Genomic DNA, 23,798 nt, shown 5'->3' with positions numbered 1-23,798 from the left:
GTCGACAGTCACGCGGTGGCAGTTCCGCGTGTTGGCGGTCAGGACGGCCCCCTCCCACTCCACCGCAACGAAACAATCCATCGGCCCATTCTGCGGCGGAGTTGCCTTCCAAACCGGCTGGCCATCCGGAGTTATCCTGACGAGGTTACGGCCACCTTCTGTCTCATCCGACATCCAGTCCAGGAGTACGATCGTGTCATGGCTGGCGGGAATGGGGATCTGGTTGAGTATGCCGGCGGGCATGCTTGGACTTTGCCTACGAAGACGATGCAGAGCACCGTTGCCGAAGCATCCAAAATGTCAAAAGCCCCGCGCTGTCAGCCGGGGCTTCTGGTGTCTGTCTGCGCTCTATCAGGCGGCCCGGGCGCTCGCCGCGTCGACGCCATACTCCAGCGACGAATCCACGACGGTATGCCAAAGGCTGTCGGCGAAGCTGGTGAATACCAGCATGTTGTAAACGGGGTGCCCGTCAGCGCCATTTGCATCGCGCCACAGATTCACCGCCGTGTGGTCGACCGAGGTGTTTGCCGCAGCGCCGACCGGAAAGGCCAGGTCGTGCAGATCGAGCGACGAGAACTTGGCAATGGCATCACGGCCACGTGGGCCTGAAATCCGGATCAGGCAGCGGCCATCCGACTGGTCGGACAAAGATGCTGATCCGGCAAAGACCTGCGCCATGGCCGCAAGCTGCGACGCCTCGTCGGTCCGGGGCGCAATGACCGTGAACTGATCGGGGCCCGACCAGATCAGCGTCGCCGTCTTACCGCTGACAGCCTTGGGCGTAGCCGGCGCCTCGATGCCGAACAGCTTCTTGGCGGCCTTGGCGGCTTCCGCTGCCTTGCCGCGCCTTGCCATGACCTGCACCAGCACGATGTCGCGCACCTCGTTCAGCGTCACGCCGGCTTGTGCACCGGCTGCGCCATGGCGGCCGGGAACAAGCGCCTTCTGCAGCGGCGACTGGGTGTTCCAGAGATAATCAACCACGCTGGCGCGCTCCTTCTGGATCGTAGAAGACTGGATTGCAGATTTCGGCTTCGTAGTCTTCGCTGCGCAACGGGTCGTGGATGCGCACGATTTCGCCAAAACGCTCGCGACCGCGTTCGACCAGACCAAGGCCGATCCACTGTTCCAGCATCGGCGAATAGCAGACCGAGGTGACGTAGCCCTGATCGGTTTCCGGACCGGGGATCGCTCCCTTGGGAACGACATGCGCACCGGAGCGCAGCCGACGCTTCTGGTCGAGCGGCTTGATGCCGACGACGACCTGACGGTCGGGTGCCGTCAGTGCTTCACGGCCTGCCATGACGCGACCGATGAAGTCCTTCTTCTTCGACATCATCTTGCCGAGGCCGAGATCGTCGGCGGTCGTCGTACCGTTGAGCTCTGGACCGGCAACGTGGCCCTTTTCGATGCGCATGACGCCAAGTGCTTCGGTGCCATAGGGCGTGACGCCAAGATCACGGCCGGCAATCATCAGGTTTTGCGCCATGGCAGCGCCATAACGGGCCGGGACAGAGATTTCGAAGGCGATTTCACCGGAGAACGAGATACGGAACAGGCGAGCGGTGACGCCGCCGCGCAGCTTGACCTCGCGGGCGCCCATGAAGGGGAAGCCTTCGTTGGACATGTCCTCGGACGGATCGACGAGTTCCTGGAGCAGTTTGCGGGTATTGGGTCCGGCGATCGAGAACTGCGCCCATTGATCCGAAGCCGACGACAGCTGAACGTCGAGTTCGGGCCACAGAACCTGGCGGCAGAATTCGAGATGCGCCATGACAGGGCCGGCCTTGGCGGTCGTCGTGGTCAGGAAATAGTGGTCTTCGGCGATACGTGAGGTCGTGCCGTCGTCCATGACGATGCCGTCTTCGCGCAGCATCAGGCCGTAACGCGCCTTGCCCACGGCAAGCGACGAGAAGGCATTGATATAGACGCGGTCGAGGAAGGTGCCGGCGTCTGCACCGCGGACGTCGACCTTGCCGAGGGTGGAGACGTCGCAGAAGCCGACGCCGTTACGCACGGCCAGCACTTCGCGGGTCACCGACTCCAGCCAGTCCTTTTCGCCAGGCTGCGGATACCACTGCGCGCGCTTCCAAAGGCCGGTGTCGACGAAGACCGCGCCCCGGGCAGCAGCCCAGTGATGCGACGGAGTAAGCCGCCAGGCATGGAAGTTCTCGTCACGGTGATGGCCGGCCAGCGCGCCGATCGCCACCGGCGCATAGGGCGGACGGTAGATCGTCGTGCCGGTCTGCGGGATGGTACGGCCGGTGGCTTCGGCCATGATGGCGAGACCGGTGATGTTGGAGGTCTTGCCCTGATCGGTCGCCATGCCAAGCGTGGTGTAGCGCTTGAGATGCTCGACGCTCTCGAAGCCTTCGCGCTGTGCCAACGTCACGTCTGAGGCGGTGACGTCGTGCTGGAAGTCGACGAAAGCCTTGCCCTTGGCCTTGACCTGCCAGAGCGGTGAGATCGCATAGACCTCGTCACCGGCTTCCGAGGCTTCGCCAGCATTGCCTGATGCACCACATTCGGCAGCAGCTGCGGCACCCGCAGCATGACCATCACGCAGGCAGGCACCAAGCGAGAACTCGCCATTGGCGGCACCTGCAGTGGTCATGCCCTTCGGCGACTCTCCTGGAATGAAGGCGGCGATGTCGTCACGCCAGACAGGCCGCCCACGATGGAAGCAGGACAGCCCGACATTCGGGTTCCAGCCGCCGGAGACGGCGAGGCAATCGGCATCGATCTGCTGCGTACGGCCATTGTTGTCCGTGACGACGACACCGCGCACGCCATCGACGCCGCCCTTGACGTCCGAGACGCCGCCCGAAAACACGCGCAGGTCGGAGAGCTCGGCCAGCGCCTGGTATTCCGCCGGCACCTTGCCGCGCGGATCGATCACGGCCGATATGTCGCCACCCGCCTGCTGGATCGCCTCGACCGTGCGCCAGCCGTCGTCATTGTTGGTGAACAGCGCGACCTTGCGGCCCGGCATCGCCGCGAAGCGATGGACATAGGTACGCACGGCGGACGCCATCATCACGCCCGGACGGTCATTGCCCGGGAAAACGATCGGCCGCTCGATAGCACCTGCCGTCACGACCGAACGCTTGGCGACGATACGCCAGACACGCTGGCGGACCTGATGCGGACCCGGCACCGGAACGTGGTCGTTGACGCGCTCGAGCGCGGCATAGACGCCGCCATCATAGACGCCGAACAGCGCCGTGCGGACCATGATGCGAACATTCGGAAGTGCTGTGAGTTCGTCGGTCGTACGCCGCACCCACTCCTCGGCATGCATGCCGTCGATTTCGCCGCCGTCGCTGAGAAGGCGCCCACCGAGGCGGCTGTCTTCCTCGACGAGGATGACGCGCGAACCGGCGCGGCCAGCCGCCAAGGCAGCCGAAAGACCAGCGGCACCACCACCGATGACGAGCACGTCACAATGCGCCCAGGCCTTGTCGTAGTGATCTGGATCGGGCAGCTCGGCGCTCTTGCCCAGACCGGCCGCACGGCGGATCAGCGGCTCGTAGACCTTCTCCCAGAACTTCGCCGGCCACATGAAGGTCTTGTAGTAGAAGCCGGCGACGAAGATCGGCGCGGCCAGCTGATTGATCGACATGAAGTCGCGGCGCAGCGACGGCCAGCGGTTCTGGCTCTGGGCAACCAGCCCATCATAGAGCTCCTGCGTGGTGGCGCGGGTGTTCGGCTCCTTGCGGGCGCCGCTGCGCATCTCGACCAGCGCGCTCGGCTCTTCGGAGCCTGCGGTGATGATGCCACGCGGGCGATGATACTTGAACGAGCGTGCGACCAGCTTGACGCCATTGGCAACGAGCGCCGAAGCCAATGTGTCGCCGGCAAAGCCCGACATGACATTGCCATCGAACGAAAACTGCAAAGGCTGCTGACGGTCGATCAGGCCGCCACTGCGCAGGCGGTGCGACTGGCTGGCCGAAGCTGCCTGACTGCGCGCGCTGGTCGACGTGCCGTCCAGTGCGTCCGTCCTGCCGAGCGGTTCGGATCCGGAATAGCCCGACATCTTTATTCTCCTGCCTGCACCGGCTTGGCCGCGCCAACGCCTGGGGCTGCGGTCACCGACCTGAATTCATGCGTCACCGTGTTGCGCTCGGCGATCAGCCACGAGCGGCAGCCACCACCGTGGTACCAGTACTCGCGCATGTAGCCGGCGACGTTGTCGCGCAGATAGACGTAGTCGTAGAAGGCGTCCTCGACGCCCTCGGGGCTTTCGCCGCTATCGACTGCGAAGTTGGGCCGCTTGGGCGAAGCGTCGCCGAGATAGGTGAACTCGCCGTTCTCGCGTTCGCCGCAGAAAGGACATGCAATACGCATTCCGCCAGTCTCGCTTTCAGTGCAGGTTGGGTTGGGCGCCCTGGCCCTTTTCATCGATCATCGCGCCGCGGCGGAACCGGTCGAGCCTGAAGCGGGCGGCTTCCGGGTGCGGTTCGTCGCGCGCCAAGAGGTGGGCGAAGACGAGGCCCGATGCCGGCGTCGCCTTAAAGCCGCCATAACACCAGCCGGCATTGAGGTAGAGGCCGTCGATCGGCGTCTTGTCGATGATCGGCGTGCCGTCCATCGACATGTCCATGATGCCGCCCCACTGGCGTAGCATGCGGACGCGGCCGATCATCGGCATGACCGCCATGCCACCTTCGCAAACATCCTCGATCACCGGCATGTTGCCGCGCTGGGCGTAGGAATTGTAACCGTCGAGGTCGCCGCCGAAGACAAGGCCGCCCTTGTCGGACTGGCTGATGTAGAAGTGGCCGGCGCCGAAGGTGATGACACCTGGGATAAGCGGCTTAATCGCTTCGGAGACGAAGGCCTGCAGCACGTGGCTTTCGATCGGCAGCTTCATGCCGGCCATCGCGGCAACGCGCGAGGTATTGCCGGCGACCGCCATGCCGACCTTGCCGGCGCTGATCTTGCCGCGTGACGTCTCGACGCCGGTGACCTTGCCATTGTGGTCGCGCACGAAGCCGGTGACTTCGCAGTTCTGGATGATGTCGACGCCGCGCTGGTCGGCGGCGCGGGCGTAGCCCCAGACGACCGCGTCATGGCGGGCGGTGCCGCCGCGGCGCTGCATCAGGCCGCCCATAATCGGGAAGCGCGGGCTGTCATAATTCAGGAACGGCAACTCCTTGCGGATCTGCACCGCGTCGAGCAGTTCGGCGTCGATGCCGTTGATACGCATGGTGTTGCCGCGGCGGGCGAAAGCGTCGCGCTGGGCATCGGAGTGATACAGATTGATGATGCCGCGCTGGGAAACCATCGCGTTGTAATTGAGATCCTGCTCCATGCGTTCCCACAGCTTCATCGACATCTCGTAGAAGCCGGTATTGCCGGGAAGTCCGTAGTTGGAGCGGATGATGGTGGTGTTTCGGCCAGCATTGCCGGAGCCGATCCAGCCTTTTTCAAGCACGGCAACGTTGCGGATGCCGTATTCGTTGGCGAGGAAATACGCCGTCGCCAGTCCATGGCCGCCACCGCCGATGATGATCACGTCGTAGTGGCTTTTGGGTGCCGGATCGCGCCACGCCCGGGTCCAGCCCTTGTGGCCTGACAGCGCAGCCTTGGCGAGTGAGAAGATCGAATATTTCATCGCATGTGTTCCGGCGAAATGTGAGGTGTATCAGAGGACTGCGCCCGATCTGGATGACCGGGCGCAGTGCCTGTTTTGGTGCCTCAGACGTCCAGCGTGTGGTCGCGTTCCCACTGGGTGAAGTGCGACGCGTAGGAGTTCCACTCCTGGTGCTTGAGCTTGATGTAGGCGGCGGAGAACTCCTCGCCCATCGCAGCCTTCAGCTCGCTGTCTTCGTCATAGGCGCGGAGCGCGTCGAGCAGGTTGAGCGGCAGCTTGGCACCGTGAGTGACGGTGTGGCCCTCGCGGTACATGTCGACGTCGCTGCGCGGACCGGGATCGGCCTTGGAGCGAATGCCGCTGAGGCCGGCGGCGATGATGATCGCCTGCATCAGGTAGGGGTTGGCCGCGCCGTCGGGCAGACGCAGTTCGAAGCGGCCAGGGCCGGGCACACGCACCATGTGGGTGCGGTTGTTGCCGGTCCAGGTCACCGTGTTCGGCGCCCAGGTAGCACCGGAGACGGTGCGCGGTGCGTTGATGCGCTTATAGGAGTTGACGGTCGGGTTGCAGATCGCGGCAAGTGCGGAGGCATGCTTCATGATGCCGCCGAGGAAGTAGCGGCCCTTCTCCGACAGGCCCAGTTCCATGTTCTTGTCGGCGAAGGCGTTGGACTTGCCGGCAAGATCCCACACCGAAATGTGGGCGTGGCAGCCCGAGCCGGTCAGACCCTGGAACGGCTTCGGCATGAAGGTTGCGCGCAGGCCGTGCTTTTCGGCGATCGAGCGAACCATGAACTTGAAGAAGGAGTGCTTGTCGGCGGTCTGGAGAACGTCGTCATACTCCCAGTTCATCTCGAACTGGCCGTTCGCGTCCTCATGGTCGTTCTGGTAGGGCTTCCAGCCGAGGTCGAGCATGGCATCGCAGATTTCGGCGATGACGTCGAAGCGGCGCATCACGGCTTGCTGATCGTAGCAGGATTTTGCAGCCGTATCGTACTCGTCGGCGATCTGGTTGCCATCCGGCGTCGTCAGAAAGAACTCCGGCTCGACGCCGGTCTTGACGCGCATGCCTTCCTTGGCGGCTTCGGCGACAAGGCGCTTCAGCGTGTTGCGCGGTGCCTGGGCAACGCCCTTGCCTTCCATCAGGCAGTCCGATGCGAGCCAGGCCACTTCCGGACGCCAGGGCAGCTGGATGACCGAGAGCGGATCCGGCACGGCAAGCATGTCGGGGTGCGCTGGCGTGAGGTCCAGCCAAGTCGCGAAGCCGGCAAAGCCGGCTCCGTCCTTCTGCATGTCCGAAATGGCCTGGGCAGGTACCAGCTTGGCGCGCTGGCCGCCGAACAGGTCCGTATACGAGACCATGAAGTATCTGATGTTGCGAGCCCTTGCGAACTCTTTGAGATCGGTCACCTCTGACTGATCGATTTTGGCTTCGAAGGCCGTACCCATGAATTGCTCCTCCCAATCCTCGTGGTTTTAAAAGGGACCCTTACCAGGTACCCAGCTTGTCCCCGCAAGCGGCACGCCAGCCATGGCGGCAGCTTCGATCGAAAGAGCGCAGAGATCCTCAGGCTCGAGATTGTGCAGGTGGTTTTTGCCGCAGGCACGCGCAATCGTCTGTGCCTCAAGCGTCATGACCTTCAGATAATTCGCCAGACGGCGACCAGCCGCGATCGGATCGACGCGCTTCATCAGCTCGACGTCCTGCGTGGTGATACCGGCCGGATCCTTGCCCTCGTGCCAATCGTCATAGGCACCGGCAGTGGTGCCAAGCTTCTGGTATTCTTCCTCCCAACGCGGGTCATTGTCGCCGAGTGCGATAAGTGCCGCGGTACCGACCGATACTGCATCGGCACCGAGCGCCAGCGCTTTGGCCACATCGGCACCATTGCGTATGCCACCGGAGACGATGAGCTGAACCTTGCGGTGCATGCCGAGATCCTGCAGCGCCTTCACTGCCGGGCGGATGCAAGCAAGCGTCGGCTGGCCGACATGCTCGATGAACACTTCCTGGGTCGCAGCCGTGCCGCCCTGCATGCCGTCGAGCACGACGACGTCGGCACCGGCCTTCACTGCGAGGGCCGTGTCATAATAGGGGCGCGCGCCACCGACCTTGACGTAGATCGGCTTTTCCCAGTCGGTGATCTCGCGGATTTCGAGGATCTTGATCTCAAGATCGTCCGGACCGGTCCAGTCGGGGTGACGGCAGGCCGAGCGCTGGTCGATGCCCTTGGGCAGCGTGCGCATTTCGGCGACGCGGTCGGAGATCTTCTGGCCCAGAAGCATGCCGCCGCCGCCTGGCTTTGCACCCTGGCCGACAACGATTTCGATGGCGTCGGCGCGACGCAGGTCACGCGGATTCATGCCGTAGCGCGACGGCAGGTATTGGTAGACGAGCTGCTTGGAGTGGCCGCGCTCTTCCTCGGTCATGCCGCCGTCGCCGGTGGTGGTGGAAGTGCCGGAAAGCGTTGCGCCGCGGCCAAGTGCTTCCTTGGCCGGACCCGACAGCGAGCCGAAGCTCATGCCGGCAACGGTGATCGGGATCTTCAGCTCGATCGGCTTCTTGGCGAAACGCGTGCCCAGGACGACTGACGTGTCGCACTTTTCACGGTAGCCTTCGAGCGGATAGCGCGAGATCGAAGCGCCCAGGAACAGCAGGTCGTCGAAATGGGGGACCTTGCGCTTGGCGCCGGAGCCGCGGATGTCGTAGATACCAGTCGCTGCGGCGCGACGGATTTCGGACATCGCGTATTCATCGAACGTGGCCGACTTGCGTGGCGTCGTCGGAGGATTGTGATAGCTCATAGTGTTCCTCAGTAAGCGTCGGCGTTGTCGATGTTGAAGTTGTAGAGCGTGCGCGCAGAACCGTAGCGCGAGAACTCTTCCGGCTTGACGTCGGTGATGCCGGCGCGATCAAGCAGGTCCTTCAGGATGGCGATGTGCTCGGGGCGCATCTCCTTCTTGATGCAGTCGGCACCGAGGCTCTTCACCGAGCCGCGCACGAACAGGCGGGCTTCGTAGATCGAGTCGCCCAGTGCATCGCCGGCATCGCCGAGGACGACGAGGTTGCCCGACTGAGCCATGAAGGCCGACATGTGGCCGATATTGCCACGGACAACGATGTTGATGCCCTTCATCGAGATGCCGCAGCGCGACGAGGCGTTGCCTTCGATGACAAGCAGGCCGCCGCGGCCGGTGGCGCCGGCGTACTGGCTGGCGTCGCCCTTCACGATGATCGTGCCCGACATCATGTTTTCACCGACGCCGGGGCCAGCCGAACCATGCACGGTGATCGTGCTGTTCTGGTTCATGCCGCCGCAATAGTAGCCAACGGAACCCTGCACATCGATCGAGATCGCGTGCTCGGCGCCGACGGCAACGGCGTGGCTGCCCTTGGGGTTGAGAACCTCCCAGTTCGATTCACCGGCGGCATCCTTCACATTGTGGAGGGCCTGGTTGAACTCGCGCAAAGTGATCTTGGACAGATCGAAGGTCTTCGGCGTGTAGTTGGCCTGGTGCAGAGGCGCGGTCGCAAGATTTGTTGAATGCATAATCTCAGTGCTCCCAGAAATAGACGGTGGACGGCTCGGGCTCCCAGACCTTGGCGTCTTCGATGCCTGGCAGATTGGCGAGGGCGCGATACTCGGAGCCGAAGGCGACGTACTGGTCGGTCTCGGCCATGACGGCGGGCTTGCAGGAGATCGGGTCGCGGACGACGCCGAAGCCGTTCTTGGTGCCGACGACGAAGGTGAAGAAGCCGTCGAGGTCGTTCAGGCTGCTTTCCAGCGCCTCACCGAGGTTCTGGCCGTGCGCGATCTTCGAGGACAGATAGGCTGCGGCAACTTCAGTGTCGTTTTCCGTCTCGAAGCGCATGCCGTCGCGGATAAGCTCGCGGCGCAGGTTGTTGTGGTTCGACAGCGAGCCGTTGTGCACCAGGCACTGGTCGGGGCCGGTCGAGAACGGGTGTGCGCCGAGCGTGGTGACGGCGGATTCGGTGGCCATGCGGGTATGCCCGATGCCATGGCTGCCGCTCATCTTGGTGACGTCGAAGCGCTTCACGACTTCGACCGGCAGGCCGACTTCCTTGTAGATTTCGATCGCTTCACCGGCGCCCATGACACGGACGTTGGGGCGCAGTTCGGCAAGTGCCGCACGGGCTTCGGCGACCTTTTCGGTCGGCACGTCGAGCACCGCGTGAGTGGATTTTACAGTCGACGAAACCTTGGCGCCGATCTTCTTGCCGAGTTCGGCGTCCAGACCCTTGAAGTCCGCGTCCGGATTGGCCGACTGGATGGTGACCTTGGCATGACCTTTTGTGCCGCCGCCGTAGATGGCGATGCCCGCGCTATCGGGGCCACGATCGGTCATGGTTACAAGCATTTCGGACAGCAATGCGCCCAATTGGGGCTCCAGCGACTTGTCCTTCAAAAAGAGTCCTACAATTCCGCACATCCCGGTTTCCTCACCTGATTGGCTGCCTGTGACAAAAGCTAGCAGGTTCCGGATACCAATTCAACTGTGATGAATTTTTTATTCCTGTAGAAAAACAACGGAGCCGGCGACAAATGGCATTGAAGCCGCCGCTGACCCACCCGGGCGCGGCACTCAGGTTCAACCTTGCTGCGAGTCGTGAGGGAGGCCTAGATTGCCAGTGAGCCCGAAGCAATTGTGCGCTGGATCAGGGAACATGATCGCACCATTGCCGCCATTGGCCTTGAGGCTGGCCCCTTGTCGCAGCGGCTGCATCAACCTGCGCCGGGCGTTGTGTCAAGCCGCGACCGTCATGATGCACCGAGACCGCCCGACGTGGCTGAGAACCTGGGCAGTACGGGTCCGCTCGCCGTCGTCGCCGGAAGCGCGCCATGGTTGCCTTGGCCTGGCGCGCCGGTGTGATCAGCGGGTCGATGAAAGGCCCTCGAGGCCCCCTCAAGGACGCGGTTCCGATGATGCCGTGGTCCGGATTGTGCCGATCCACATCGAGCACCAATGAGCTGGGCACATCGAATCGCATTGAATCAGCACATGTTGGCAGCCCCGCGGCGACCACTCACCGAATCATGCACCCGGGGTGATCTCAGACGAGGGCGGCCGCGACCGGCCTCCCGTGCGCAAAACCGCTTGACTGGGTCGGCCTCGTTACCGAAGTCTGGGCTCCAACAGGGCCCCTTTGCCTAATACGGCACGCCCGCGCAACTGCATCATGGGTCGTTCAAGCCAGCGATAACTTAGGGATGCCATCAAGATCGTCGCTGCTAGTACTGCGCCGATGACAAGTACAGTTGTTTCTAGCGTACCGACCCCCGCTTGAGAGAGCGTTTTCTGAACAGGCACACCGACAAGCCGGATCATCAGGGGGTGGATGAGATAGACCCCGTAGCTGATCTCGCCCAAATAGACCGTGCCACGGTTGACGATCACCGGGAATGAGTAGATCGCAAATGCAAACACCAACGGAGCGAGCAAGTATCCGATGATTGGACGGAACACAGGCCAACCGTCGATCCGCATTTCATAGATACCCAACGCCCAGCCTACCCAGAGAAGTGTCGGAGCCGCGATGACTGTGGCGACGGCCAGCGAAGCCCGACGCGACATAGGCCAAGTGTCGACCTTCTTAAACAAGTGAAACACCACGACGCCGATGAGAAAGAACGGGACCTGTACCGGGAACGCCATCCAGTAGAAATTTTGCGTCAAATTTGCAGAATAGAGCCAATATCCAGCAAGACACTGGACGAATATCGCTATTACAAACCAGATACCTGCCTGTCGCAAATTCAGCACGTATGCAACGACCAAGGGGAACATTGCATAGAACATCATTTCCAAGCCCAGAGACCAGCCTGCGGCAACAAGGCTCTCATGCTTTCCCGGCACAAATGGGAACAGGAAGCTTAGGTTAAGCACCACTTCTTGCAGGCTTGGCAACTCCCATCCCTTGTAGATGCGCCGGACTATAACCAAAAGCATCATCACATAGAAAAGGGGAGCAATTCGTAGACATCTTTGGATGTAAAAATCCGTAATATTGCCTATACCTTCAAGTCTTCCCTGGTAGCGTATGCAGAGTGAAAATGCACTCAATGCGAAGAAAATCTGTACGGCGAAGGAAAAATACCCTGTATACTGTGGCCATTTTTGCAATTCCAATAATGCATTGCAATGATATACAACGATTATTATCGCAGCAAAGTCACGCAAAACGTCAAGTCCTACGATTCTTGTATTTGCACCGACCATTATGTTTCCGTATGTGGCACATTCAGGCTCGCACCACAATTGACCTCAGCCGAACAGTCTTTTTAGCACCGTACGCAATGCTCGCCTTACCCATTGAGAGCGCATCGACATCGGAGGGGGCCGCCCTGGCTTCTGGCATACGACTACCTCAGTATACTCTCCGAGAATTCCGTGCTCACGATCTGAAAAACGAGAAATCCGCACTTCGAATGGTACCCACTCAGCGATCAGTTGGTGGATAGAATAGCCATAGTCCACCGTAACCAAAGCCCCCTCGTGGTTGATTGGATTACCGTGGTATTCGGGTTCTTTATGATGGGTGATATGCCCGCCGGAAATACTGGCTCGAACTCCAAGTGCCTGAACCTGGCTACGCTGGATCGGAAATGTGCAGACATAATATCCACCAGGCTTCAATGTCCGGAAGATTTCCTTGAATGCGGCTTCCGGGTTAAACACATGCTCCATCACGTCCAGGGAAACCACCAAATCGAACTCGGCATCAGCAAACGTTTGACATTCTATATCCTCGTTGCGCCAGCCATTCACACTTGCCCCACGCTCGTGATCTGGAAAATAATGGGATCCGACATATCCTGGGCAATCTCTTGCCAATATGACCGAAATACCTCTGTTTGCAGGTGACGACTCGTGTATGCGCAATGCCCGCCAGTTCGGCGCTGCTTCCTCGAGCACTAAAGCAAGCGCCCGTTCGCGAGGGACAGACCCGTTCGGACAGGTGCTGCATAGGAGTGTGCCGCGAAGCCAAGGTCCATTGGCCTGAAATGTAGTCCTCCGGCGGCAAATCGGACAGAAGCCTGGAAGTTCAAGGCGAAATGGCAGTTCGCTCATTTTGCCGATCTAGAATCTGCTTCGACGTTCATGGTCGGCAAGCCTTGTAGTTAGAAGAAGGCGCGGTACAAATGACATAAAAGTCTCCAGAATGCAGCGCGTATAGGCCGCATTCTGGAGACTTCAGAGCTATCTCCGAAGCCTAGCAGTCACTACTGCCTGTTGAAAACGGCTAGCGTCATCGAGATACTCGTCGATAAGGAAATGCTTCCCCCAAACCTTATTGACATAATCCCTTGTCATGATCGTGTCGCCATAAGTCTTTCCATTGTTTGTTGGCAAGAAAATGAAATCAGATTCCTTTAGCCGCGCAGGCGCATCTCCTATCTTTGATACTTCCGCCTGCAGTTGCTGCAGCCAAGCGCTTTTCGCGACCTTCTCCTTGTCGGCGTTCTGGATAAACTCAAGAAAACGCGGAGGCTGCACAGTGGCGACAAAGATCCCGCCAGGCTTTAGCGTACGGGCAATCTCTGCAAGCCAAATATTCTGAATGTGTTCTGGAAGATGCGTGAAGACAGAGTATGCATAGACAACATCAAAAGTACTGTCTTTGAAAGGTAGATTTCCATCAGGCTGAATCAGCCTCAGATCTCCGGGAACTCCTGATTGGCGTGCAGCGGACAAGAAGCGATCACTAGTATCAACACCATAGAGGCCCGACGGGGAGACATCTCGCAGCAGACAGCGGATTATCCGACCCCAGCTGACTCCGAAATCAAGCACTCGTGAATCCGGCCTCAAATTCATTCCGTTCGACGCTGCAACGTCTCGAATGAACGAATAGAAGCGAAATCCCTCAGCGATGGTCCCCTGCCCGGATGAACCCACTGTTCCGACCTGCAGCGCGGGCTCAGGAAAGCCGGGGTACTCGATGCCATCAACCACCCTGCTATCTACGCTGGCTTGCAGCGTTTTGAGCCACTGCCCATCGTCGAGTTCCGACAAGATATAAGGGTGAGGTTCGCGTGCAATGCTTCCGCGTGGCGCATCCCGCTGAACCTCATCGTACATGCTCTTGGCCAGAGCACGCACGATAGAAAGGCTTGCATTTTGCTCCAGCGACTTAATGGCAGCATCGAAGTGACCGCGTCCATAGCGACCATATAGAACGCCCTGCGCCCGTGCAGACAATCGGTGTCGGCGCTCCTCGGTATAGCTCGACGATTTCACGTGATAGACGTAGGTGTGAGTTGCAATGACCATTCGGAACCCCGCCGCGGAAAGGCGGAAGCAATAGTCATTTTCCTCTCCATATCCGTCTGGAAACGCCGCCTCATCGAAGTTCCCGACGCTTTCCAGGGCTTGGCGTGTAATGCCAAGGCAGAAGCCATGCACGAGCGGGACTAGCGGAACTACCGATGTGCTATGATTTTCACACCAAGCGTTCATTTCGTCCGGCGACATGTTCCGAGGCAGGTTATTTACCGGGGTCTGTTTGTCCGTACCGACAATGCTCGGGATCGACTGATAGGATGCCGCATTCGAAAGCGGCCCAACAGCACCAACGCCCGGCATCGAAAAAGCCGCGTCCGCAAGCTTCTCAGCCCAGTTCTTGGTCACAATCGTGTCGCTGTTCAATAGGACGACCAAATCCGCGCTAGTCAGTGCCAATCCTAGGTTGGCAGATCGAGTGTACCCTTGAGCAACGTCGTTTCGACGCAGCACGACCCTATTGTCGCCCGCGAATTTCTCCAGGTATTCGCGCGTCTCTTCGTTGGAACCGTCGTCGACCAGGACAATCCGGTGGCCCGCGCCAAGATTCGTCCGCACCGACGCAAGGCATGCCTTTACATCGCGCAGGGCATTGTGAACGCAAACGACGATGTCAACGGACTTGCTCGCTACGTTTCTCAAGCGGTTCTCGCGAACTGCCGAATAGACATTCAGGACTGGACCGGCGGCTATCGCATCACGGCAAAAAGTCACAACCTTTTGCTTGAAATGCGGGAATGAATATACTTCGGATCTTTGCCGCGCCGCAGATCCCATTCTTCGCAGGAGTTCTCGATCGGTACACATGAGTTGCACGTGTTTAGCCGCTTCTGATGGCTCGCCAAAAGGAACCAAGAAACCCGTCACACCATGCTCAACCAATTCCGAAAGGGCACCCCAATCATAAACAAGTGAAGGACACCCAGCAGCCATGCCTTCAAGCACAGTTCGTCCAAACGACTCTTGAAAGTGCGAGAAGTTGACTACGACGTCAACCATACCGATCGCCTCCCGCGAGGTGGGCTGGTAGTCAACGAAATTGAGATTTTTTGGGAAACGCCTTTTGCTCGAAAGGTACTCTTTGATCAATGGCCGAGAAAGTGGGCCAATGACTAGAAAGTGCGCATTCGGTGCCAGTTTCACGCAAATTTGCGCCAATGCAACGAAATCTTGAATGCCTTTCTTTGGCAAATTGCTACTAATCAAACCAAAGGTGACAGTATCCTTTGCACCAGCGCGAGGCACGGTGAAGGAATCAACGTCAATGGTATTCGCAATAGTTGTAACATTGCCACCGGAAAAGCATTGCGCAGTAGCATGCGAATTGGCAACGATGAAGTCGCTAGATTCCAGAACTTTCTTGACGATTTCTTGGCCGCTGAGACCAATTTGCTTCTGAAGATCCTCGTCGTAGACGATAATTTCTCGCGCATGTACTATTGATGGAATACCCCTCAATCTCGCCGCGGCAAGAGGTGAAGCGACGACTATCGTATTTACATATACAACATCTGGCTTTACGCTATCAATTACGCTCAGAAATCGCGACGTTGATTCGTAAGTATCTGTGGAATTAGATGTCCACTGGTTGTATTTGAAGATATGAACCTCTTGGGCATACTTCCGCAACTCCTTAATGTATTCGGAATTCACGCCTTCCTGTACAGTTACAGCCACATTAAAGCCACCTTCAGCCAGCGCCCGAGCCACGTCGAGGAAGCTACGCTCGCCTCCAAAAACCTGCTTACCGGCATGATGCGAGCAAAGTAGTATTGTTTTGGAACTGTCTTGCCGTACGCGCTTGCCGGCAATGAAACGCATCTCGGCCGTATCGACGTGGTTTCGTATCGCCGAAGCACAGGCTGCGAGGTTCGCATAGCCAAACCTCTTATCAGGCTCAAGATAAGCACCTTCCGCCCATTCGTTCCATGCATTGATAACCACGAAACGCTCAGCCGGACTGTTCTTTTGGGCGCGCGCAAAGGCTTGGCGCAGCCATTGCTCAAAAATTGCCGGCGTTGCCCCGTGGATGATTTCCCCATTCGTCGGTCGACGAGCACTGTTGTCCCAGCCTGGCATTACACCAGGAAAAACGGTTCCGGCCACTGGATTACGTGTCTCTTCGGACGTTACAATTTCGGCATATGAGCGCACGCGCCAGCCGTTGCGGTAGTGCGACATCTGAAATTCGTTTTGGATGTTGGACGCCGCGACATGATGCGGAGGGAATTCCGAAAGCGCGTCAAAGCCAAATTTTTTGTAGTCCGTAAAGGCAAACGAATTGGTCGCTATCAAGTAGATACCGGGATACCCAAGCTCCTTCGCAATTTCTCTCCATCGATCGACCGTCTTTGCTGCATCCGGAAGGATTGAAGGACGATAAACGGTCAGCACAGGTTTGCCATCGATTTTGAGATAGCGCTCATCCCGAAAGTACTTATCGAGATATCTAAGAAGATCAGCGTCATCCTCGCTTGAGTGGGACTGCGAGATTAGCACCTCATGTTCACTGCCATCCCAACGGCGCGACCAATTCTCGTTTGCCCAACAAAGGCAGAACGGCAAGTCAAGGTCCTGATTCTCAAGATAGTTTAGTATCGGCGTTTCAAGCAGACGCGTTCCACCGAACCAATAAAAATGGAAGCAGAATGCATGGATACCATAGAGCTTTGCAAGTTCTACTTGTCGCCGCATAACGTCAACGACCCGCAGGTCATAGTACCCTAACTCGCCCGGTACCCTAGGTTGGTAGTGCCCATCGAACTGCGGGTAGGCCCTAGTAACATTGCGCCACTCGGTAAAGCCCTTGCCCCACCACTTGTCATTTTCCGGGATCGGATGGAACTGAGGCAGGTAGTAGGCGATCAGCTTTACATCGCTAGCATCTGCGGGTGCGGCATCCGCAGCTATCTCAACATATTCCGACGGATCGAACTGACCCAGGGAATTTTGCACGTAGCAATCAAACAGACGGCTATGCAGGGCTTCGGAGGTGGACTGAAAGACCGCGTTTACGGCCCCTGTGTTAGTTGATCCGTCCAACACAACATTGCGCCAGGTGCGACGCTGATTGCGAGAAAGAGGGTGGCGGAGGATCGCCGCCAGGTTGACCCACATACGGGTCTTGCCCACGACTTTCTTCTGCAACAATGGTTGCCTCCCCGTACAAAACTCCTTTCGCTTGCGGGAGTCCATGGGATGCCGCCATAGCGCTTTCCATTTGACCGAACTTGGCATCAGCGGCGATACCCCTTGCGCTTTATGATCACGTCCTGCGCATAAATTTCTTCGGTCTGTATCATCCGCATTATTTCCTCTTGGGAGATTCCGGTCAGGCATACTAGGCGCTCGGATTTGACATCAAGGCCGAAGACGTCAAAATTTGTAAATATCCAAGCCTGATCGCTCTGGGGGATATGCTTTATTTCTACAAGGATCGAATAATTCGCGGCGCGCTCAAGACTCCGCTGAGCCCCGCGTAAAACAGCAGCCTCATGGCCCTCGACATCGATCTTCATTGCAAGCCGAAGGGTTCCTCTAGTGCTTTCTAGAAGACTGTCCACGGTCACCTGGGGTACCTCGACTAGGTACTCGGATGTTTCTCCGGGCTGCAGGACCCGGCTTGTACCTGACCATTTATCATCCCGGAGAAAGCGAGCTTTTCCGAGGGAATCCGAAACTGCTGCCCACACAAATCGGGCATCGACACCTGCTTCCTTAAGCGTTCTCTTGAGGTGAGGCCGGATAACGCTGTTAGGTTCGATTGCCGTGACCTCCGCACCAACCGGCAGCTGCACGTTGGCGAGCATCTCACCATAATTGGAACCGACGTCGACCACATGATTCCACGGCGCCTCGTTCAAGACCATGTCCCACAACAACAGCGAGGACGGATTAAAGTTTCCATCGTGCTCTTTGAGCATCTTGCCGCGACTGTCGGCGGGATCGAAATAAATTGTTCGTCCCTTCTTTGTTGTAACGCTGTCCATTTCTCTGCATGCTTGAAGGAAGCCATAACCGAACCGCAAATCCGGCTCCAAGTAAGCACCTTCACCCCATTCGTTCCAGGCATTGATGAAAACCAGACGCTCGCCCTCAGGGTTCCCCGAGCACGCTCAACAGCTTGCTGTAGCCAGAAGCCGAACATCTCTGGCGTCGCCCCATGATAGATTACCCCATCGCGCGGGCGCCGGGGACAATTGTCCCAACCCGGCATAACTCCCGGATGAACCCGACCTTCAGGTACAGCCGTGTTTATCGCATTGTGAACCGCCTCTTCATATAGCCGGACGTGGCCACCATTCTCGCGCAAAGCCGACATAGAGATCACGTCCTCAACATTCCTTGCCTTCAAGCCATGGGGCGGAAGCTCTGACAGAGCATCGAAACCATACTTGTAGTAGGCAGTAAAATCAGCAGCGTTAGTCGCGATAATATACAGCCCAGGCCACCCTACCTTTTCAGCTTCATGACGCCATCGCTCAAGTATTGCTACCGGATCTGGAAGAAGATCAGGGCGGCATACAGTAAAAACTGGCTTTCCTGCGATTTTGATATAGCGCGGATCCCGAAAGTACCGGTCAAGGTGGCGGATAAGCGCAATGTCATCGCCCGGCGAATGGTCCTGCGCTATTAATATCTCCTTCTCACTTCCGCTCCTGCTACGCGACCAGTTCTCATTCGACCAGCATAGGCTGAATGGGAGGTCTAGCTCTGGGTGTTTGAGATAGTTCTCAATCGGTTCATCAAGAAGCCTTCGGCCGCCAAACCAATAGAAATGAAACGCAAAGCCGCCGATCCCATAGAGCTTCGCCAGATTCACTTGGCGGCGCATGACGTCTACCAGGCGTAGGTCGTAATACCCCAGCTCGGCGGGAGATCGCGGCTGATAGTGCCCATCGAACAATGGGGTGGCGCGTGTCACATTGCGCCATTCGGTGAAACCTTTGCCCCACCAATGATCATTTTCAGGTGTAGGATGGAACTGCGGTTGGTAGTACGCGATAAGGCGAACATCACTTGCGGGCGGCGGAACCGTGGCAGCATCGACATAATCGCCATAAGCAAAAATGCCAGCTGCATTGGCCGCATGCTGAGAGGCCAGAGTGCTGGGGTCTAGCTGGTGTGAGATCCGATTGCCAAAAAAGTTGCGCAGCCATAGGCACAGGTTGTTTTGTTTCATTCGCTCAGGGCGCTCACGCTGTAGTCATAGTACGCTTGGCCGAACTTATTAAGTTCGCCCTACGCAACGCGCGTTTGGTAGCTACCACCAACAACACGAGAGCTGGGAATTCAATCGCGTCAGATTTGGCGCAAACATACTCGACGCCGGGTTCCGGTGGTGCGGTTCTTTCGGCCAGATCATCACCATATCAATCCTCACTCGGTTGCTCCCTGCTCATCCTCAATAGGAAGCCCAGTGGTCTGCGTTCGCTGCCTGAATCGCCCTTTATCGGCCAAACTGCTTCGCCCGTATACGATAAGCCGATCGGGACGGCCAGTCTGGTGTGGGTTTCGTAGATCTCCATCAACACGCAGTCTTGTCCTGCTGCCGATCTTTCGGACGAGGTTAAGCTGGCATAGCTTGGTCCCAGAACTAAACGGGCCCAGACAGCCCAATGTCGAGTGCCTTCGCCGAAGGTCATAGAAGCGCCTCTCGATCCCGGACGAATGAGATGGGCGGTGAGCATGACGGCCGAGATAGACGCGCTCGAGATGCGCAAGGCCGACCTTACGAACCAGCTTGCCGCCGCTCCGTAGGACAAGCCGGACCTGCTACCGAGCATATCGTCACTCTTTGCGCGGAAGATGGCGCATCTGACCGAGCCGCTCAACCATCCGGACGATCGGCCGCAGGCCGCGACGGCGCTGCGATCGTTGATCGAGAAGATCGTTCTGACCCTGGCGCGAAGCGGGGCGAGATCGCTGCTACGCTGTACTGAGAACTGGGCACGATCCTGAACTGGACCGAGCGGCAGGTGACCTCTGCCTTCGAGGCGCAGGTCGACAAAACCATAGATGCAACGTGATCAGGCTGGGCGAGGGAGAAAAAGCTTTAATCTCGCCTATCTTGGTTGTGGTCAAGATATTCATCTTTGGCTTTTTGCGTCATGCTGAACATACGCTTGCCTTTTGGGTTCTTATCGCGGTCCACAAGGCCCCGTTCAGCATAATTTTCCCGCGCTTACCCTACCAATTGATAAGAGCAATCCAACTCGCTGGCAATTTTTGCTGCTGCCAAACCGACATGCTCGATGGCCGCCCGGTCGGTTATGTTCGACTGCAACAAACGCCTCGCCGCCTTCAGTCGCCGCCGCGGCCGCGCGGATAAGAAATAATCGACAGATATTTGATCGGCAAATGGGTCAGTTCCTCCGGGCCGTGTGGCGCATCGGCATCGAAGAACAGGCTGTCGCCCGGCGTCATGCGGTAGAGATTGTTGCTGTGGCGGTAAACGACCTCGCCCTCCAGCATGTAGAGGAACTCCATGCCGTCATGCTGGAAGGTCGGGAAGACGTCTGAATCTTCCGACAGGGTGATGAGATACGGCTCGACCGTCACGCCCGATGTATCGGAGCCGATATGGCCGAGCAGCGTATATTGGTGCCCGGCGCGCGTACCGCGACGTTCGACGTCGACGCCCTCGCCCGACTTGACGAAAACGGCGTTGCGCTCCTCTTCGAAGCGACGGAAGAAGGCGGTGACCGGCACGCCGAGCGCCCGCGACAGCGCCTGCAATGTCGTCAGCGATGGCGAGGTGATGCCGTTTTCGATCTTGGACAGCATGCCGAGCGATATGTCGGTGGCCGAAGCGAGGTCGGCAACGGTAATGCCAAGCTTCTTGCGGAAGGCACGCACCTCGTGGCCGATCGCCACTTCCAGCACCTTCTCACGCGTGTCACGCACGGCGTGGGGATCCTGGTGCAGCGGCGGCGAGACGTGAGCCAGAGCGGACTTTGCGGCGCCGGCTGAAACCGCAGCCGACATCGCCGTGCCATTCTTTTTCGAATTCCCGTTCTTTTCTGCCGCCCTAGCCTTGCTCATTTCGACGCCGCCTGCCTCTGCTCGCTGAATCTATTTCACCGAGAGTAAACATTTTTAGCGGCACGTTCAACAGAATCTGACAAACGCAGCGGTGCGGCGGCCACCAGGACAACTGTCAGCCGAGCGCCAACCAGGCAGATTTCGAAAGGCGCAGGTGAGGCCGCTACTGCATCAGCAGTATTTGCAGGTCGGCGACATTGGTGCCGGTAGCACCGGTCATCAGCAGGTCGCCCGACGACGCCAGCGCATGGTACGAGTCGTTGTTCTGCAGCAGAGCCACCGGATTGCAGCCCAGCTTGCGCATCCATGTCGTCGAGCCGGCGTCGACGATGGCACCCGCCGCATCCGTTGGCCCGTCACGGCCGTCGGTGCCGCCGCTCAGGAAAACCCAGGGACGCTTGATCGACGTCCACTCGTTCAGCAATGCAAAACGCAGCGCCAGCTCCTGGTTGCGCCCGCCCTTGCCATTGCCGGCGACACGCACCGTCGGCTCACCGCCGGCGACGATCGCCACGGGACCACGCTGGCTGGCGGCAAACACCGCCATGCGATGTAGGGTCTTGGCGACATCTGATACATCGCCGCTTAGCCAGTCGTCGGCCTTGACGACGACGGGATAGTTGGCTTCGGCGCTGTGCATGACCCTTTGCAGGCTGATGCCATTGCTGCCGATGACGATGTTTTCGACATGATCGAAACTGGTTGCGACCTCGGCACGTTCGACGAGCAGGTCAAGATGCGCCTTGAGCGCAGGCGACAGCGTCTTGACCAGGCCATAGCGGTCGAGAATGGCGATCGCTTCGGCCTGCGTCGCCGAAGGCAGCGCGGTCGGACCACTTGCAACAGTGCCGACATCGTCGCCGGGAACGTCCGACAGGATGAGCGACAACACCTTGGCTCGCGAGGCGAGCTGGGCGAGACGTCCGCCCTTGAGCCGCGAGAACAACTGCCTGACGGCGTTGATTTCGCTGATGTCGGCGCCGCAGCGGATCAATGTGTCGTTGAGCGCGATCTTGTCGGCGAGCCCGATGCCCGCGGCAGGAGCGCAGGTAAGTGCCGAACCGCCGCCACTGACCAGCACCAGCACAAGATCGTCTGTTACGGCAGACAGGGCAGCGCGTTCTATGAGCTCGGCGCCCCTGATACTGCCTTCGTCGGGCAAGGGGTGACCGCCTGATATCACTTCGACGCCTTCGATGTCGGCCAGGTTCTCGAAGTTGGTCACCGCAACGGCGGTAGCAAGCTTGTCGCCAATGAAAGGCAAGGCCGCGCGCGCCATCGGGCACGCCGCCTTGCCGAAGGCGATCAGGATGACGCGCCTTGCAGCGGCGATCTCATCCGTTTTGGTTTCAAGGGTGGAAATGACCGCCTGCTCGGGATCGGAAGCCGCAATACCTTCGCGAAACAGGGCCGTTGCCTGCGCGCGAAGCTTGACCAGTGCCGAAACCGAGCAGTCGAGATACATCACACCACCTTGTCGGGTAAGGCGCGGCCTTCGAAGAAGGCGGTCAGATTGTCCACCGCCTTCATGCCCATGGCCACGCGGGTTTCCTCGGTAGCGCTGCCCAGATGCGGCAGCAGCACCACATTTTCCATGCGCATCAGGGCGCCGGGCACGTCAGGCTCGCCGTCATAGACGTCGAGGCCGGCACCGGCGATGGTACCGCTGTCGAGTGCTGCGACAAGGGCCTTCTGGTCGACCACGTCGCCACGTGCCGTGTTGATCAGGAACGCGCCGCGCCTCATCGAAGCGAGGCGTTCGGCATTGATCAGGTGTCTGTTTTCCGCGCCGCCTGGGCAATGCAGCGACACGAAATCGGATGCAGCCAGGACCTCTTCGATGCTTGCCAGCTGGCGCGCACCCATGGCGCGGGTTTCCTCGTCGTCGACCTTGGAGCGGTTGTAGAAGACGACATCCATGTCGAAGCCGAAATGCGCACGCTTGGCCATCGCCTTGCCGATGCGGCCCATGCCGATGATGCCGATCGTCTTGCCGGTGACCTTGGTGCCGATCATATGGGTCGGGCACCAGCCCGCCCACTGGCCGGCGCGAAGCTGGCGTTCGCCCTCGCCCGCCCGCCGGGCGACCGACAGCAGCAGGCTCATGCCGATATCGGCGGTGCAGTCGGTCAACACGCCGGGCGTGTTGGTCACGGCGATGCCGCGCGCGCGTGCAGCATCCGTATCGATGTGACTGAAGCCGACGCCGAAATTGGCGAGCAGCTTGGTGCGGACGTCCGCATCAGGGAAAACCGAGGCTGGCAGCTTGTCGCTGACAGTCGGCAGGATCGCGTCAAAGTTCAGGAACGCCGCCTTGAGCTCGGTCGGGCCCAGCGGCGCATCGCCCTGATTGAAGGTCGTGTCGAAGCGCTCCGCCAGGATCTGCTCGACTGCCGCGGGCCAGCGGCGGGTGACGATAACGCGAGGTTTCATTTCCATTCCTTGGTCATGCTTGGAGCGCCACGCATCCCGGTCGGACGCGCAAGACGCACCTTAGCAGTTCGAAACGACACATCATGCGATGGATCATCGATAATCGGCCGAAGCACCAGCCAGGCGGTAGGGAGCCGGTCGGCGCCGGCTCCCGAAGGCCAGGTCAGGCGGCCTTCTTCTGCTGCTCGAGCACGCTGGCGACGGTCGGACCGAAGGCGGCCGGGGTCGGCACGATGGTCACACCGGCTTCGCGCAGGATCTCGACCTTCTCCTGGGCGGATTCGCCGAAGGCGGAGATAATGGCGCCGGCATGGCCCATACGCTTGCCCTTCGGCGCCGAAAGGCCGGCGATGTAGGCGATAAGCGGCTTGCGCATGTTGTGCCTGGCCCATTCCGCGGCCTCGGCTTCCTGTGGACCG

At 59.2% G+C, this 23,798-nt stretch carries 16 protein-coding genes and 2 pseudogenes; all 18 read right to left on the bottom strand.

Translation table 11 applies throughout. The features are described from left to right. On the bottom strand, nt 1–243 hold a 243-nt coding region (locus DY201_RS29325; protein ID WP_115734730.1), incomplete at its 3' end, for a DUF7957 family protein. A gap of 108 nt (nt 244–351) precedes the next feature. Then, nucleotides 352–984, bottom strand: coding sequence for a sarcosine oxidase subunit gamma (locus tag DY201_RS28650; RefSeq protein ID WP_115734729.1), 633 nt, complete (start codon nt 982–984; stop codon nt 352–354). Further along, nucleotides 977–4,039 (bottom strand): sarcosine oxidase subunit alpha family protein, encoded by a 3,063-nt coding sequence (locus tag DY201_RS28645; RefSeq protein ID WP_245432204.1) that lies wholly within the window; start codon nt 4,037–4,039, stop codon nt 977–979. The genes DY201_RS28650 and DY201_RS28645 overlap by 8 nt, the downstream gene beginning before the upstream one ends. Before the next feature lie 2 nt (nt 4,040–4,041). Further along, a complete protein-coding gene (locus tag DY201_RS28640; protein WP_067967931.1) occupies nt 4,042–4,350 on the bottom strand; it encodes a sarcosine oxidase subunit delta in 309 nt (102 codons plus the stop codon). Between the two features lie 16 nt (nt 4,351–4,366). After that, complete coding sequence (locus DY201_RS28635; RefSeq protein ID WP_115734728.1) at nt 4,367–5,620, bottom strand: sarcosine oxidase subunit beta family protein; 1,254 nt, start codon at nt 5,618–5,620, stop codon at nt 4,367–4,369. A gap of 83 nt (nt 5,621–5,703) precedes the next feature. After that, complete coding sequence (gene glnT / locus DY201_RS28630) at nt 5,704–7,047, bottom strand: type III glutamate--ammonia ligase (RefSeq protein ID WP_115734727.1); 1,344 nt, start codon at nt 7,045–7,047, stop codon at nt 5,704–5,706. Nucleotides 7,048–7,074: 27 nt separating this feature from the next. Beyond that, nucleotides 7,075–8,403 (bottom strand): FMN-binding glutamate synthase family protein, encoded by a 1,329-nt coding sequence (locus DY201_RS28625; protein WP_115734726.1) that lies wholly within the window; start codon nt 8,401–8,403, stop codon nt 7,075–7,077. An 8-nt stretch (nt 8,404–8,411) separates the two neighbouring features. Further along, nucleotides 8,412–9,149, bottom strand: a complete 738-nt coding sequence (locus DY201_RS28620) for a GltB/FmdC/FwdC-like GXGXG domain-containing protein (protein WP_115734725.1) — start codon at nt 9,147–9,149, stop codon at nt 8,412–8,414. Nucleotides 9,150–9,153: 4 nt separating this feature from the next. Next, on the bottom strand, nt 9,154–10,050 hold the full coding sequence (locus DY201_RS28615; protein ID WP_115734724.1) for a class II glutamine amidotransferase: 897 nt from the start codon (nt 10,048–10,050) through the stop codon (nt 9,154–9,156). Nucleotides 10,051–10,734: 684 nt separating this feature from the next. Further along, nucleotides 10,735–11,838, bottom strand: coding sequence for an acyltransferase family protein (locus tag DY201_RS28605; protein WP_115734723.1), 1,104 nt, complete (start codon nt 11,836–11,838; stop codon nt 10,735–10,737). 45 nt (nt 11,839–11,883) lie between these two features. Continuing rightward, nucleotides 11,884–12,534 (bottom strand): class I SAM-dependent methyltransferase, encoded by a 651-nt coding sequence (locus DY201_RS28600; protein WP_165916026.1) that lies wholly within the window; start codon nt 12,532–12,534, stop codon nt 11,884–11,886. A gap of 285 nt (nt 12,535–12,819) precedes the next feature. Further along, on the bottom strand, nt 12,820–17,052 hold the full coding sequence (locus tag DY201_RS28595) for a glycoside hydrolase family 99-like domain-containing protein (RefSeq protein WP_245432203.1): 4,233 nt from the start codon (nt 17,050–17,052) through the stop codon (nt 12,820–12,822). Between the two features lie 86 nt (nt 17,053–17,138). Beyond that, entirely contained in the window at nt 17,139–17,765 is a 627-nt protein-coding gene (locus DY201_RS28590; protein WP_245432205.1) for an FkbM family methyltransferase, read from the bottom strand. 302 nt (nt 17,766–18,067) lie between these two features. Further along, nucleotides 18,068–19,084, bottom strand: a pseudogene (locus DY201_RS28585) (glycoside hydrolase family 99-like domain-containing protein); the annotation flags it as partial. 1,121 nt (nt 19,085–20,205) lie between these two features. Continuing rightward, nucleotides 20,206–20,946 (bottom strand): helix-turn-helix domain-containing protein, encoded by a 741-nt coding sequence (locus tag DY201_RS28580; protein ID WP_115734721.1) that lies wholly within the window; start codon nt 20,944–20,946, stop codon nt 20,206–20,208. Nucleotides 20,947–21,109: 163 nt separating this feature from the next. Then, nucleotides 21,110–22,411 (bottom strand): glycerate kinase type-2 family protein, encoded by a 1,302-nt coding sequence (locus DY201_RS28575; RefSeq protein ID WP_115734720.1) that lies wholly within the window; start codon nt 22,409–22,411, stop codon nt 21,110–21,112. Then, nucleotides 22,411–23,385: a 2-hydroxyacid dehydrogenase gene (locus tag DY201_RS28570; protein ID WP_165916025.1), complete on the bottom strand. Its 975-nt coding sequence runs from the start codon at nt 23,383–23,385 to the stop codon at nt 22,411–22,413. The genes DY201_RS28575 and DY201_RS28570 overlap by 1 nt, the downstream gene beginning before the upstream one ends. Nucleotides 23,386–23,542: 157 nt before the next feature. Beyond that, nucleotides 23,543–23,798 (bottom strand): annotated as a pseudogene (locus DY201_RS28565) (succinate--CoA ligase subunit alpha); the annotation flags it as partial.

Source organism: Aminobacter aminovorans, assembly GCF_900445235.1.
GTDB classification, from domain to species: Bacteria; Pseudomonadota; Alphaproteobacteria; order Rhizobiales; family Rhizobiaceae; genus Aminobacter; species Aminobacter aminovorans.
Note: the sequence above shows the minus strand (reverse complement) of the source record. Positions and strands in the feature narration are given on the sequence as shown.

Bases quoted from the DNA above. Each gene is read 5' to 3' on its own strand.
- DY201_RS28645 (WP_245432204.1), bottom strand. From the start codon at position 4,039: ATGTCGGGCTATTCCGGATCCGAACCGCTCGGCAGGACGGACGCACTG.
- DY201_RS28640 (WP_067967931.1), bottom strand. From the start codon at position 4,350: ATGCGTATTGCATGTCCTTTCTGCGGCGAACGCGAGAACGGCGAGTTC.
- DY201_RS28635 (WP_115734728.1), bottom strand. From the start codon at position 5,620: ATGAAATATTCGATCTTCTCACTCGCCAAGGCTGCGCTGTCAGGCCAC.
- glnT (WP_115734727.1), bottom strand. From the start codon at position 7,047: ATGGGTACGGCCTTCGAAGCCAAAATCGATCAGTCAGAGGTGACCGAT.
- DY201_RS28625 (WP_115734726.1), bottom strand. From the start codon at position 8,403: ATGAGCTATCACAATCCTCCGACGACGCCACGCAAGTCGGCCACGTTC.
- DY201_RS28620 (WP_115734725.1), bottom strand. From the start codon at position 9,149: ATGCATTCAACAAATCTTGCGACCGCGCCTCTGCACCAGGCCAACTAC.
- DY201_RS28615 (WP_115734724.1), bottom strand. From the start codon at position 10,050: ATGTGCGGAATTGTAGGACTCTTTTTGAAGGACAAGTCGCTGGAGCCC.
- DY201_RS28605 (WP_115734723.1), bottom strand. From the start codon at position 11,838: ATGGTCGGTGCAAATACAAGAATCGTAGGACTTGACGTTTTGCGTGAC.
- DY201_RS28580 (WP_115734721.1), bottom strand. From the start codon at position 20,946: ATGAGCAAGGCTAGGGCGGCAGAAAAGAACGGGAATTCGAAAAAGAAT.
- DY201_RS28575 (WP_115734720.1), bottom strand. From the start codon at position 22,411: ATGTATCTCGACTGCTCGGTTTCGGCACTGGTCAAGCTTCGCGCGCAG.
- DY201_RS28570 (WP_165916025.1), bottom strand. From the start codon at position 23,385: ATGGAAATGAAACCTCGCGTTATCGTCACCCGCCGCTGGCCCGCGGCA.